General features: G+C 64.4%; 9 protein-coding genes. 3 read left to right on the top strand and 6 right to left on the bottom strand.

The annotated features are described in order from the left end of the window. Nucleotides 1-2: 2 nt before the first annotated feature. From gspD to VC212_RS04695, 4 genes are all read right to left on the bottom strand, one after another. Nucleotides 3-2,078, bottom strand: coding sequence for a type II secretion system secretin GspD (gene gspD, locus VC212_RS04710; protein WP_323514334.1), 2,076 nt, complete (start codon nt 2,076-2,078; stop codon nt 3-5). Next, entirely contained in the window at nt 2,075-2,896 is an 822-nt protein-coding gene (locus VC212_RS04705) for a type II secretion system protein N (RefSeq protein ID WP_323514335.1), read from the bottom strand. The genes gspD and VC212_RS04705 overlap by 4 nt, the downstream gene beginning before the upstream one ends. Before the next feature lie 158 nt (nt 2,897-3,054). Further along, on the bottom strand, nt 3,055-5,709 hold the full coding sequence (locus tag VC212_RS04700) for a TonB-dependent receptor (RefSeq protein ID WP_115527043.1): 2,655 nt from the start codon (nt 5,707-5,709) through the stop codon (nt 3,055-3,057). Between the two features lie 78 nt (nt 5,710-5,787). After that, on the bottom strand, nt 5,788-7,260 hold the full coding sequence (locus VC212_RS04695; RefSeq protein ID WP_323514336.1) for a hypothetical protein: 1,473 nt from the start codon (nt 7,258-7,260) through the stop codon (nt 5,788-5,790). Nucleotides 7,261-7,447: 187 nt separating this feature from the next. Here VC212_RS04695 and VC212_RS04690 point away from each other — a divergent pair, with 187 nt between their 5' ends. After that, nucleotides 7,448-8,308 carry a 2OG-Fe(II) oxygenase gene (locus VC212_RS04690; RefSeq protein ID WP_323514337.1) on the top strand — a complete coding sequence of 287 codons (861 nt, stop codon included), beginning with the start codon at nt 7,448-7,450 and terminating at the stop codon, nt 8,306-8,308. A 192-nt stretch (nt 8,309-8,500) separates the two neighbouring features. Then, entirely contained in the window at nt 8,501-10,546 is a 2,046-nt protein-coding gene (locus VC212_RS04685; RefSeq protein WP_323514338.1) for a TonB-dependent receptor, read from the top strand. 235 nt (nt 10,547-10,781) lie between these two features. Here the strand turns inward: VC212_RS04685 and VC212_RS04680 are convergent, their stop codons facing one another. Continuing rightward, complete coding sequence (locus VC212_RS04680; RefSeq protein WP_323514339.1) at nt 10,782-11,195, bottom strand: VanZ family protein; 414 nt, start codon at nt 11,193-11,195, stop codon at nt 10,782-10,784. Then, nucleotides 11,183-12,436, bottom strand: a complete 1,254-nt coding sequence (locus VC212_RS04675) for a class I SAM-dependent methyltransferase (protein ID WP_323514340.1) — start codon at nt 12,434-12,436, stop codon at nt 11,183-11,185. Before VC212_RS04675 ends, VC212_RS04680 begins: the two co-directional genes overlap by 13 nt. Between VC212_RS04675 and VC212_RS04670 the strand changes: the two genes are divergently transcribed. Beyond that, a complete protein-coding gene (locus VC212_RS04670; protein WP_323514341.1) occupies nt 12,435-13,172 on the top strand; it encodes a pteridine reductase in 738 nt (245 codons plus the stop codon). The two genes, VC212_RS04675 and VC212_RS04670, sit on opposite strands and share 2 nt — an antisense overlap. The last annotated feature ends 3 nt before the right edge of the window (nt 13,173-13,175 follow it).

The raw sequence follows: 13,175 nt of genomic DNA, 5'->3' as shown, positions 1-13,175 counted from the left end.
CATCAGCGCTGCACGGGGCGTGCGCTGGGTGCAGGCGTGGCTGCAGGTGCCGGCGCCACCGGCGATGGCCCGGCCGGCAACTGGGGCGGCTGGGCGCGCAGATAGTCGCGTACCAGGGCATCGAGCGCCGCTTCCGGGTCGCCGTCGGCCAGCTGGCGGTCGCGTAGATAGCTGTAGCGTGGTGCGGTCATGCGCTGCGCATCGGCCGCATCGCGAATGATGGTGGGGCGGATGAAGACCATCAGGTTGGTCTTGTCGCGGTTGCGCGACTTGTGCCGGAACAGTGCGCCCAAGCCCGGCACGTCGCCCAGCAGCGGCACCTTTTCCACGGTCTGGCGGTCGTTTTGATCCAGCAGCCCACCGAGCGCGACGATGGCGCCGTTTTCCACCACCACCCGCGTTTCGATCTGGCGTTTATTGAAGACCAGCTCCGAGGACTGCGCGCTCACCGGCCCGGCAATGGCCGAGACTTCCTGTTTGATCGCCAGCGTAATGCCGCCGGCGGTATTGATCTGCGGGCGCACTTCCAGCTCCACGCCCACGTCCTGGCGCTGGATGGTGCGGAACGGGTTGTCGTTGGCCGCGCCCAGCACTTCGCCGGTGGTGATCGGCACTTCCTGGCCCACCAAAATGCGCGCCTGTTCGTTGTCCAACGTCATGATCGACGGCGTGGACAATAGATTGGAGCCGGTATCGCTCTTGACCGCATCGATGATCATGCCGAACACCGCATCGTTGCTTTGCCCGGCCAGACCAATCAGGCCGCCGCTCAACCCCAGCAGCGATTGCGCGGCCACATTGCGCGCCTGTTCCAGCACCGAATCGTCGTCGTCATTGCCGCTGCGCGTACCGGCCGCTGCGGCGGCAAGCGGTACGATGCCCGGCGATGCACCGCTGTACTGCGTGGCGATCAACGGCACGGTGCCATTGCGACCGGCCAGCAGCAGTTGCACGCCCAAGCGCTTGGCTGCGGTGTCGGAAATCTCCACCACGATCGCCTCCACCAGCACCTGCTCGCGATGCACGTCCAGCTGGCGGATGACATCCATCAAGGCGCGCTGGGTTTCCGGGTCGGCATTGATGATCAAGGCATTGGAGCCGGGGTAGCGCACGATCACCGGGCGCTTGCCGGCGGCTGGCGCAATCACCTGGGTCTGCGCGGTGCCGGCTGCTGCCACATCAACGGCAGTGGAGCGCGTGTCCTGCCCGGCTTGCGCCTCATTGCCCGGCGTCTGCCCGACCAACTGTTGCAGCACCGGCAGCAATTGCTCGGCGCTGGCGTGTTGCAACCGCACCACGCTGACATCGCCGCGACGCTCGGCGCGCCCGTCCAGATCCATCGCGGTACGCACCACGCGCTGCACCAGCGCCGGGTCGCCACGCACGATCAACGAGTTGCTGCTCTCCACCGGCAACACCGACAACACCGCGCTGCGTTCGCCTGCCTGGCCGAACAGCGAGGTCAATGTGCGTGCCAGCTCCTGCGCAGAGCTATTGCGCAAGGTCACCGTGTCGATGGCCGCACGGTCGGTATCGATCTGCGCCACCAGCCCGCGAATGCGGCGCAAGTTGTCGGCGTAATCGGCAATCAGCAAGCTGTTGCCCTGCGGCAGCGCCATGATCACGCCGCCACGTCCGATCAGCGGCTTGAGGATTTCTGCCGCGCTACGCGCATCCACGCGCTGCAGCGTAAACACCTGCGTGGCAAAACCCAGGTTGCCGCTGACGGCACTGCCCGGCTGTTGCGCAGCGGTGTCGTCGGGAATGATGCGATACGTCGATGGACCACTGGACACCGCAATCAAGCCGTTGGCGCGCAATACCGCCAGCAGCATGCCGAGCAGATCGGCTTCGCTCATCGCCTGCGCGCGCGCCACGTTCACCGTGCCCTGCACGCGCGTATCCACGATGAAGGTGATGCCGGTAGCGCGCGAGACATCCTGGATGAAGGCACGCAGGTCCACGTCCTGCAGGCGCACGGCAGGCGCATCGGCGGCCTGCAGCGACACCACCGGTGCGACGGCACACATGCACAGCAACGTGGCCGACAACAGCCATAAGGGGCGAACAGCGGTCATTGCGGGCGCTTCAAGGTCATGGTGTGGGTCTGGCCGTCGCGGCGATAGGTCAGCGTGGCCGCCTGGCCATCGCGTAGTTCGTCCTGCAACTCGCGCAGGTGTTCTGCATCGAGCGTGCGGCCGTTGATCTGGGTCAGCACATCGCCTGCTGCCAGCCCGGCCTGGCGCAACAGCGCGCCATCGCCACGCGGCATGATGGTGAAACCGCTGCCGTCCGCGCTTGCGCGCAGCCCGGCGCTGCTCAGCAGCTGTTGCGGGTCGACCGCGGTTGCGCCTGCTGCTGCCGTCGCATTGCCTACGTTGGACATCACGCCGGATGCGCTGCCTGCTGCCGCTGTGTTCGCTGACGATGGCGTTGTTGCAAGCGCCGGCGCTGCCGCATCGCGCAGTGCCAGGCGGCGCACGCCGCTACCGGTGCGCAACAGCACATGGTCAGCAGCGACCGCTTGCAACACCACGCCGGGCACCACCGTATCGCCGACGCGGTAGGCACCTTGCCGGCCATCGCCAAGACTCAGGTAGGCCGCTGCCTGCGCAGCACCCGCGCGCACACCGTGCAGCACCACACCGTCGCTATTGCTAGTGCTGTCGGCAACGCTGCGATAGAACACGTCGCGGCGTAATGCAGACAGGTCGGATGCCGTGGCAGCGCTCGGCGGTGCATGACCCACCGGACCGACCGGCGTCAGCACCAACCAAAGCAATCGCAGCCCTTGCAGTGCCAGCAACGCGACCAGCGCACAGACCAGTGCCGTGCGTGCGGCATGCGACGACATGACGGTGGTCAACGGGGGCAAGGCGCGGTGCAAAGCGGACATCCGTCTCAGGATTGCGATCGGATGACAGAATGCGGCAGCAATGTGTCAGTTCGAAGAAATCGATGACACAAGCCGACACACTCCGACATGCGGCAAAACGCAAACGCCCGCCATGCGAAGCACAGCGGGCGTTTGCGTTCCTGCAGGCGTCTGAGGGATCAGAAACGCGCTGTCACACTGATGTCATAGCTGATGCCGGGCTGGTAGGTGTACAGATCCACCCGGTTGCTGCCCACGCGCTGGAATTCCTGGTATTTGGTCTTGAGCAGATTGCGTGCAGCAAAGTTCACCGACAGCGTATCGCCCGACCACACCAGGCCCTTCTTGATCACCAGATCCAGCGAAGTACCCGGCTTGTCGATGTAGTCCGGCTGACCCGGACGACCACGCGCAGAAATACGCTCGCCCACGTAGTTGGCGATCAAGGTCGCCTGGCTATGCGTGCTCTCGCTTTCCACACCGATCTGCAGGTTGGCGATATCGTCCGATTGCCCCTGCAGTGCCGATCCGTCGCGAATGAACAGGTTGGCCTGCACCGGTGCACTGAAGCCAAACGGCTGCACGGTATCGCCGGCACTCGCGCTCACCTCGGACTTGGTGCGCGTGTAGTTGCCGGACACGAACAGGCGCTTGTCGCCCCACCAATCGGCCGCGACCGGCACGTCCAGATACTTCTTGGCTTCCAGCTCAATGCCGTACAGCGTGGCCTTGGGCGCATTGATGAAGCTCTGCACGATGCCGCCGCCGGGTGCATCGTTGACGATGGCTTCGATCGGCTTGTCGATGTCCTTGTAGAACGCACCGACGGTGACGTACTGGCCCGGCTCGAAGAACCATTCGTAGCGCGCATCCAGATTGACCAGTTCGCTGTCGATCAGGAACGGGTTGCCGAAGAACTGGCGGTCGATATCCGGGTCCAGATACTGCTGCGGTGCCATTTCGCGGAATTGTGGCCGCGCAATCGTCTTGGACGCACCGAAGCGCAGCTGCTGATTGTCGGCAAAGTTCCAGGTCACCGTGGCCGATGGCAACGCATAGCTGTTCTGCAACGGCGCCACGCTGTCCTGGCGTGCACCGCTGAAGATGTCGTACGGATGCACCGCCTGGGTGGCGTCCTCGTAACGCACGCCAACGGTGGCACGCAGGGTCGGCACGATTTCGCCTTCGGCCTGCAGATACGCCGCCTTGACCTTCAACGTCGCGTCGTACGCAGCCGCACCGAAACTGCCGGTGGTTTCACGTAAGCGCAGCAGATCGTTGCTGAGGTTGTAGTCGGAGATCAGATAATCCACGCGCTGATACTGGTTCAGGAACGGCAACGGGCCGTCCAGCGCCAGAAAGCGGAATTCGCGGCTCCACGCAGTGCGGTCGTTATCCAGATAGGCCAAGCCGCCCTTGACGGTGAGGTCGTGTTCGATCGGCAGCCGCCAGGTCACATCCACGCCGCCACTGGCGACTTTGTCATCGACCTTGCTGAAGCGTGTGTAGTTCTGCACGCGCGAGGCGTCGTGCGCCCAGTAGCCATCGAGCAACTCGTATCGGATGCCGGTTTCGTACGGCACATCGCGGCTGGCGTTGGCCACCGCGGCACGCCACTCGATCTTGAGATCGTCGTATTCGCCAAACGCATGCGAGCCAAGCAGCTGGTTATTGATCAACTGACGCGCATACCACTCGGTGTTGTCGTCGCGCACATCGAACCCGGCCAGTTCGTCGCGGCCGGCGCGGCTGCGCGCCACCTTCAGGGTGTCGTGCACATACAAGGTGGTCCAGCCGATCTTGTGGCGGCCATATTCCCAGCCCAGGCCGAGCATGCCGTTGGTGCGCACGTTGTTGCGCGTGGTCGCAAAGTCGTAGTTGGAATTGAACTCCACGCTGTCGCCGACAAAGATGCCGTCCTGCTGCTTGCCGGTACGCGTGCGCCACTCGTTGTCGTAGCTGGCCACGGCCAGAATGCCCAGCTTGGCCTCGCCGATGTCCATGCTGTAGCCGGCGCTGCCGCCGACATTGACGTCCGGGTCAATGCTGTCCTTCTCCTGCAGCACATACAGGTTGGCGTTGTTCATGCTGCGGCCGATGCGGCGGATGTCCTCGCGCGAAAAACTGCCCAGGTCCACGCGCCGCCCGGTGCGGATCGCATCGCGCAACGCGGCAGGTTGCTTGCGCGTGCCATCGTCATAGCCCCACTCGTCATCGCCGGAACCGTAGTACGTCAGGCCCTTCTCGCCGGTACTGACGCTATTGGCGCCGCCGCCCACGGTGAGCGACAGAAACGGTTTGTCCGGCACCGTCATCGATTGCAGATCGATCACACCGCCGCCGAATTCGCCAGGATAGTCGGCCGAATACGTCTTTTGCACGGTCACGCTTTGCAGCACATCGCTGGGAAACAGATCCAGCGGCACCACGCGCTGCATCGGCTCCGGGCTGGGCAGTGGCGAGCCGTTGAACAAGGCCGACGAATAGCGCTCGCCCAGGCCGCGTACGTACACGTATTTGCCGCGCGACAGGCTCAGCCCGGTAACACGCGTCAGCGCTACCGCAGCGCTGCTGTCGCCGGTGCGCTCCATGTCCTCGCGGGTGATGAACGAGGCCACTTCGGAGGTTTGCAGCATCGGTTCGGGAATGTATTCGCCGCGTACCACGACCTGATCGAGTTGCTTGGGCGCAATGGCAGCAGCGCTGGAACTGCTGCTACCGCCAGCGGCATCGCTGCTGGTCGACTGCGCCATGGCGGCGCCGGACAGCAGCAAGGTGGAAATGGAAAGAGACAGGCCCGTCCGCGAAAGACGGGCAACAGCGAAGGTTCGCATCGTGGGGGCCCTGACAACAGAAAAATGAAGCTGGACGCATCACACGGCGACGCGATGGCCGCCGTGCGATGCCGTGCCTCAGCAGGGGCGATCGGCGGTCAGCCCGCAGGTCCAGCCCTGCCACCAGGTGTCGTTGGCATCACGCACGCCACCGATGTAGTTCACCTGCTGGAAGAAGCTGCTCACGCCGTTCAAGCCCTGGAACGCCGGCACTGCAGTTTCGTTGGCGCCATTGATGAAGGTGTTCTGCAGCGTGGACACGCCGTTGGCGACATTGTTGGTACCGGCGGCGAACTGGCTGGCCGCACGCGGGTCGCTGCCGAACGCGGTCGGGCAGGCGAAGAACACCGAGTTGAACGTTCCCACGGTATCGGTATCGGCCAGGTTGAAGCACACCAGACCATCGCCGGTGCCACCGGCCGGACGGGTGAACACCGAGTTGTAGAACGCGGCCTGCGTGCCCTGGTTGAGCATGATCGCCGCACCCGTGCGGGCATTGCCCACGTAAGTGAAGTTGGCCACCTTCGGACGCGAATACGGCTGGCGACGCAGGCTGCTCCACTCGTTCATGCGGTCGCCGCCACCAGCGCGCTGGACCACGATGCCGAACTGCAATGCGCCGCTCCAACCGGCATCGGTATCCAGCGAATCGTCGTCGGCGCCGGTGATGACCACGTGGCTACCGTTGACCGTACCGCCAAACCATTCGATCCCGTCGTCGGAGCTGTTGTGGATCTGTATGTAATCCAGACGCGTGCCGCTGCCCACGCCGGCCAGGGTGATTCCCTGCAGCTCGTTGTTGGGCGAGATTTCGAAACCCGAATACATCACGCGCAGGTAGCGCATCGAGCCGCTGTTATCGGTGGCGCTATTGCCGCCGTAGAACGCGTTGGTGCCTTCGACCTGCGCCTGACATTCCGGCGTGCCCGACACGGTGGCGCCCGGGCAGTTGTTGATCGCTGCACGACCCAGCACCACGATGCCGCCCCACAGGCCGATGGTGTTGGCGCTAACCGTGCCATCCAGCGCCTGACGTGCAGTGAAGACGATCGGCGCAGTCGCGCTGCCTTCGGCAAAAATCTGCGAACCGCGATTGACCACGATGTAGTCGCTACCGGCCGAGCCATACAAGGTGACACCCGGCTCGATGGTCAACACGCCCTGCGTGCTGCCGGCCGCCGGCGCAATGGCGTTGCCGCCACGATCGGTGCCGACGTTGACGCGGCCGCTGATCGAATACGCGGTGCCGGCGCGCGCGGGCACCACCAGATTGCCAGTGATGGTCTCCGGCAACTGGCAGGCGCGCAGCGTGTTGCTGGCAATGGTGCCGACGTTGGAAAAACCGGTGGGGCAATCCGCAGCCGGGCCGGTCGGCGTCGGTGTCGGAGCCGGGGTTGGTGCAGGCGTGGGCGCCGGGGTCGGTGCCGGTGCGGGCGGAAACGCGCCTTCGCCAGGCGAAGCGACACGGTCGGCACCGCCACCGCAGGCAGACAACGCCAGTGCGGTGCTAAAGGTCATGAGAAGTGTCTTGCTGCTGTTGCGAACGGACATGCGGCTGATCTCCAGGTCAAAGGGTCCGGTATGAAGAGGAGTCGTCAAGAATTGGTTGCGTTCCGCTCACTGCAGTGGCGAGCACGTTCAAGATCCCCGTCACCTTTATAGGGGCCGTCTGTTGCATTTGTCTTACCACGACACATTTGACACATAGCTGCCACACGTTGGCATGCACTGTAGCGGGATGACATTCACCGATATTCCCAGCGCTCTGGCCGACTGGATCGTGGCGCAGGCTTTGGCCGGCCAACCGCCCGAGCACGCGCTGCAACCGCTGCTGGATCGTGGCTGGAACATGCAGGACGCCATCGATGCAGTCGAAGCGCTGGTGCGTGCGCACATCCAACAGCACGCGCAAACACATGGATTGCCGATGCCGGTGCGCGTGCCGGCGCTACTGCAGGACAGCGATGCGTCGCTATTGGATCTGGGTGATCGCCAGGTGAGCGTGTTGATGCGCATGCAGTTGCCGCGCGTGATGGTGCTGGGTGGTTTTTTATCCGATGCCGAATGCGATGCAGTGATCGCCCTCGCGCAGCCGCGCCTTGCACGTTCGCGCACCGTAGACAACGCCAACGGCGCACATGTGGTGCATGCCGCACGCACCAGCGACAGCATGTGTTTGCAACTCGGGCAGGATGCGCTCTGCCAACGCATCGAGTCGCGTATCGCCCGTCTGCTCGACTGGCCGGTGGATCACGGCGAAGGCTTGCAGGTCTTGCGCTACACCACCGGCGCCGAATATCAGCCGCACTACGATTACTTCGACCCCGACGCAGCCGGCACGCCGGTGTTGCTGCAAGCCGGCGGGCAACGCGTTGCCTCGTTGGTGATGTACCTCAACACGCCCGACCGCGGCGGGGCGACGCGCTTTCCCGATGTGCAGCTGGACATCGCCGCGATCAAGGGCAACGCGGTGTTCTTCAGCTACGACCGCCCGCATCCGATGACACGCAGCCTGCATGCCGGCGCCCCAGTCCTGGCCGGCGAAAAGTGGGTAGCGACCAAGTGGCTGCGCGAGCGCGCGGCGTGCCTGCCGGACTGATCGCGCAACGCGCCCAACACCCAGCTTCGTCGCACAACACAGCGCCCGGCGCGCCCATTGCGGCGCGCACCGCGTCCCGTCATGCCACCCGCTCCAGCACGCCGCTAGAGACGTGCATCACATATGTTATAATATTGCATTAGCTGACACATGGGGTGATCAGCTCCTCCTCGCATCGGTGTCGTTCGATCCATGAAGATCCATATTCTCGTGGCGGCAGTGGCTGCCGTCCTGTTTGTCGCCGAGTCGCGTGCGCAGTCGTCGGATTCGGCACTGACGCTCGGCAAGGTCGATGTCCACCAGCATGGCGAAGGCCAACTCACCGCACATCAGGTGCTGACCTCGGTGGACGTGCTGGGCGCCGACCAGATCGAAGACAAGAACGTGTCCTACAGCTGGGAGCTGCTCGGGCAGATGCCCGGCATCCAACTCACCGAAACCCGGCAAGGCGCCGAATCGGGCAAGGTCAGCTTTCGCGCGTTCAATGGCGAGGGCTACCTCAATGCCATCAAGACGCTGATCGATGGCATCCCCAGCAACGTCAACAGCGGCAACCAGCGCTTCATCGACATGCTGTTCCCGCTGGAAATCAGTTACATCGAGGTGGTGCGCGGCACCAACGATCCGCGCTACGGGTTGCACAATATCGGTGGCAACATCAATTTCGGCACGCGACAGGGCGGCAATTACACCGACGCGCGTCTGACCTACGGCAGCTTCAATACCCGCGATGCGCAGCTGGCCGTGGGCCGCGAGCGCGACGGGTTCGCGCAGAACTATTTCATCGGCGTGCAGGCCTCCGATGGCTACCGCGACCACGACACCTCCAGCAAATATTCGTTGGGCGGCAAATGGTTCTACGGCAACCTCGACGACGGCATGCGCATCGGCCTGACCGCTCGCGTCTATCACAACGAAGCCGACGAACCCGGCTTCATGACCGCAGCGGAAATGCGGGCCGACCGTCGCAGCTCGGACCTGCGCAACCGCAACGACGGCGACGACCGCGACATGCGTCAGGTCGGCATCCACATGGATTTGAAGCTGGCCGAGAACCTGTTTCTGGGCACCAAGCTGTACTACAACCGTTATCTGGACGACCGCCAGGTGACTTTCAGCGACCTGCCCACCGGCAATGCACCACGCCAGCGCCGCAGCTGGGACGAGACGCAGATCGGCATGCTCAACACGCTGACCTGGCGCAGCAGCGACACGCTCACCCTGGAAGGCGGCGTCAACTACGAGCATCAGGACAACGCCTACCGACGCGAACGCTTCCGCTATGCCGAGCCCACCAACTTCAACGCCACGCCGGCACGCATCCAGAACGACGACCGCCATACCTTCGACAACTGGGGCGCCTACGTGCAGGCGATCTATCAGCCCATCGAGGCGCTGAAGATCGTGCCGGCCTACCGCGTGGATCGCTTCGATGGCGACACCCAACTGCCGGGCGGCGTGCGTGCACCGCTGCAGCGCTACGGCACCATCGAGCAGCCCAAACTGAGCCTGGTCTACGCCTTCACCCCGACCACCAACGTCTATGCCAACTGGGGCCGTACTTTCCAGGTACTGACCGGGTCCACCGCACCGGCCTACCTCACCGCCGGGCAACCGGACGTGCGCCCGTCCACCAATACCGGCATGGAGCTGGGCATGAAATTCAGCCCGTTCCACGGAAGCCAGGCGCGCATCGCGGTGTGGCAGCAGGACGCGGCCAACGAAGTCTCCAACATGCCCGCCACCGGCACCACCGTCACCCTGGGCAAGACACGCCGACGCGGCGTAGACGCGCAGATCAATGCGCAGCTGGGCGACAGGTGGACGCTATGGACATCGCACGCGTATCAGGAAGCGAAGATCGAACGCGACGACCGCGATGCCAGCGTGTCGCTGGTCGGCCGCGAGGTGGCGGCAACGCCGCGTTACATCAGCAACATCGGCGTCGAGTACCGGCCAACCGATGCGCTGCGCTTGGGGATGCAGGGCCGTGCGCAAGGCGATTATTATCTGGAAGAACGCAATGTAGCCGGCAAATACGGTGGCTTTGCCACCCTGGATCTCACCGCCAGATACACCATCAATCCTGCCTGGAGCGTGGATCTGCAGGTCCGCAATGCCACCGGTCGCGAGTATGCCTACGTGTGGTACGACAGTTTCTTCTGGACCCAGGCGCAGCCGATGTTTTCGCCAGCGGCAGGACGCCAGCTCTATCTCGGCTTGAACATGAAGCTGTAACTCCGGCATCCGCAGGCCGGGACCAGTAGCTCATTCGGCGATGACGGCATGGCTGCTGCACAACGCAGCAGCCATGCCACGGATCTGCGATGTCAGGCACTGCAGTCGGCTCCTGCAGCGATTCAGTGCTTGCGGTCATACCAGCGCATCACTGCGCGATCGGAAGCAACACCGTTGCGTTGCCGATAACGCTGCACGCGTGACTGCGTCCGCATGCCCAACACGCGCACGCAACTCAACGCCGCGCAAACAGCCGCTGATCGATCCGCAACATCACAAAGCGCAGCGGCGTCCATGCCAGGCACAGGCCGGCAACGATACCCAGCGTGTCGGCCAGCGCATCGTATGGGTCGGCGCTTCGATTGGTCGTCAGTGCGCCCTGCGCGATCTCAATGCCGATTCCCAAGGCCACCAAACCGATGGCTGCAACGATCTGCGCGCGACGGGTGGCAAACAACTGCACCGCGCCCCAGCACAACAATGCGAAGGTCAAAAAATGCTCGGCCTTGTCGCTGTTATCCGGCAGTTCCGGAATCTCCGGCGGCGGGCCCAGACAGACCGCAATCACCACCACGATCGCAGCGATCCACAACCCCACCCACAATCGCGGCCGATGAAACGGGCGCAGCGTCTGCGTTACAGCCGCCATGTGAGATCGCCGGCCAGAAATGCGGGCGCAATATCCACATTGCGCGCGAAGCCCATCACCTGGAAACGCTCGCCCATCTCGCTGGGCAAGGTCAGCCGCTTGATCTGCTCACGCAGACGCATGCGCCCCACTTCATCGGTGCGCGTATCGGCCTGCGTCAGCAACGCATCCAGGCCGTTGCCCAGCAGGAAACTGGCCTGCGTGCAGTAACCCGCCAGCTCAAAACCAGCACCGGTACCCGCCTCCGCCAGCGCGGTGAAATCCACCGACGCGGTCAGATCCTGCAGGCCGGGCCAGCGATATAGGTCCTCATGCATGCGATGGCGATAGAACGCACGCAAGGTGCCGTCCTCGCGCTGCGCGCGATAGAACTCGCCGCGCGGATAGCCGTAGTCGACAAACACCATCGCACCGCGCTTCAGGCCGCCGGCCACCGCCTGGATCCAGTACGGCAGCTGCGGCAACAACTCGGAGCGATAGCCATCGGCGAAGGGCTGATCGAGATAGCGCTCCAGATGCCGCACCGCCGCGCTCAACAACGCATCGGCCGGCTGCTCGCCACGCGCAAATTGCTGCTGCGCATCGAGCACCACGGTTTCTTCGTAGACCTCGCCCTCACGGATCGCAAAGCGCGGCGTGGGCAGCGCATCGATCACCTCGTTGGCGAACAACACGCCGTCCCAATCGTCCGGGAACGGGCCATCCAGCCATTCGACCAAATCGAACACCGGCGGGATCAGGCTGCGCCCCAGGCGCTCGCGCTGACGCTCGCGCAGGTCCGCACTGGGTTCGAGAATCGCGTAACGCTCGGGCAATGCATCCAGCTCCAGCAGCCGCTTGAGCATGACTTCGGCAAATGCGCCACTGCCGCCCCCCACTTCCAACATGCGCGCCTGCGGCCCCAGCTGCTGCAGCACCGGTGCCAGCGCACCAGACACGGTCGCCGCAAACAACGGGCCCAGCTCGGGCGCGGTGACGAAATCGCCGGCCTCGCCAAACTTGCTCGACCCGGCGCTGTAATAGCCAAGGCCCGGCGCATACAACGCCAGCTCCATGAAACGCGAAAACGGGATCGCACCGCCGGCGGCCTGGATTTCGGCGCGCACATGCGCAGCCAGTCGGTCGCTGTGCGCCAGCGCGTCCGAATCGGGGTTGGGGAGGTCGGCGTGCATGCGGGCACCGGTTGCGGGGACAATGCACAGGATAGCCGAGCCCTTTGCAACGCCGAGCGAGTACGTCATGACAGACAGTTCCAAGGTGGTGTTGATCACCGGCGCAGGCCGCCGCATCGGCGCGCAGATCGCCACCACGCTGCACGCCGCCGGCTACCGCGTTGCCCTGCATGCGCATCAGTCCGCCGACGCGCTGCGCGCACGCGTGGCCGAGTTGTGCGCGCAACGCGCAGGCAGCGCGCAGGCCTTGCACGCGGATCTGCGCCTGCCGCACGCACCTGCGCAACTGGTCGCCGCGTGCATCGACGCGTTCGGCCGCCTGGATGGCGTGGTCAACAACGCCTCGGCGTTTTACCCCACCGCTGTGGGCGAAGCCACGCCGGCGCAGTGGGACGAGCTGTTCGCGGTCAATGCACGCGCGCCGTTCTTCATTGCCCAGGCCGCTGCTGCGCAGCTGCGCCAGCACCGCGGCGCCATCGTCAATCTCACCGACCTGCATGCACAGCAGCCGATGCGCAACCACCCGCTATACGGCGCCTCCAAGAGCGCGCTGGAGATGCTGACCCGCTCGCTGGCGCTGGACCTGGCACCGCAGGTCCGCGTCAACGCCGTCGCGCCCGGCGCCATTCTGTGGCCGGAAGAAGGCAAATCATCCGACGCCAAGCAGGCGCTGCTCGCCCGCACGCCGCTGGCGCGCATCGGCACGCCGGAAGAAATCGCCGAGGCGGTGCGTTGGTTGCTGGACGATGCCAGCTTCATCACTGGCCAGACCTTGCATGTGGATGGCGGCCGTCAACTCAGCTGAGAG

Source organism: Xanthomonas sp. WHRI 8932A, from assembly GCF_035012785.1.
Classification (GTDB): Bacteria; Pseudomonadota; Gammaproteobacteria; order Xanthomonadales; family Xanthomonadaceae; genus Xanthomonas.
This window is presented reverse-complemented; position numbering and strand designations above follow the sequence as displayed.

Coding starts and splice junctions, on each gene's coding strand:
- VC212_RS04700 (WP_115527043.1), bottom strand. CDS start 5,709: ATGCGAACCTTCGCTGTTGCCCGTCTTTCGCGGACGGGCCTGTCTCTT.
- VC212_RS04685 (WP_323514338.1), top strand. CDS start 8,501: ATGAAGATCCATATTCTCGTGGCGGCAGTGGCTGCCGTCCTGTTTGTC.
- VC212_RS04680 (WP_323514339.1), bottom strand. CDS start 11,195: ATGGCGGCTGTAACGCAGACGCTGCGCCCGTTTCATCGGCCGCGATTG.
- VC212_RS04675 (WP_323514340.1), bottom strand. CDS start 12,436: ATGACGTACTCGCTCGGCGTTGCAAAGGGCTCGGCTATCCTGTGCATT.
- VC212_RS04695 (WP_323514336.1), bottom strand. CDS start 7,260: ATGTCCGTTCGCAACAGCAGCAAGACACTTCTCATGACCTTTAGCACC.
- VC212_RS04705 (WP_323514335.1), bottom strand. CDS start 2,896: ATGTCCGCTTTGCACCGCGCCTTGCCCCCGTTGACCACCGTCATGTCG.
- VC212_RS04670 (WP_323514341.1), top strand. CDS start 12,435: ATGACAGACAGTTCCAAGGTGGTGTTGATCACCGGCGCAGGCCGCCGC.
- VC212_RS04690 (WP_323514337.1), top strand. CDS start 7,448: ATGACATTCACCGATATTCCCAGCGCTCTGGCCGACTGGATCGTGGCG.
- gspD (WP_323514334.1), bottom strand. CDS start 2,078: ATGACCGCTGTTCGCCCCTTATGGCTGTTGTCGGCCACGTTGCTGTGC.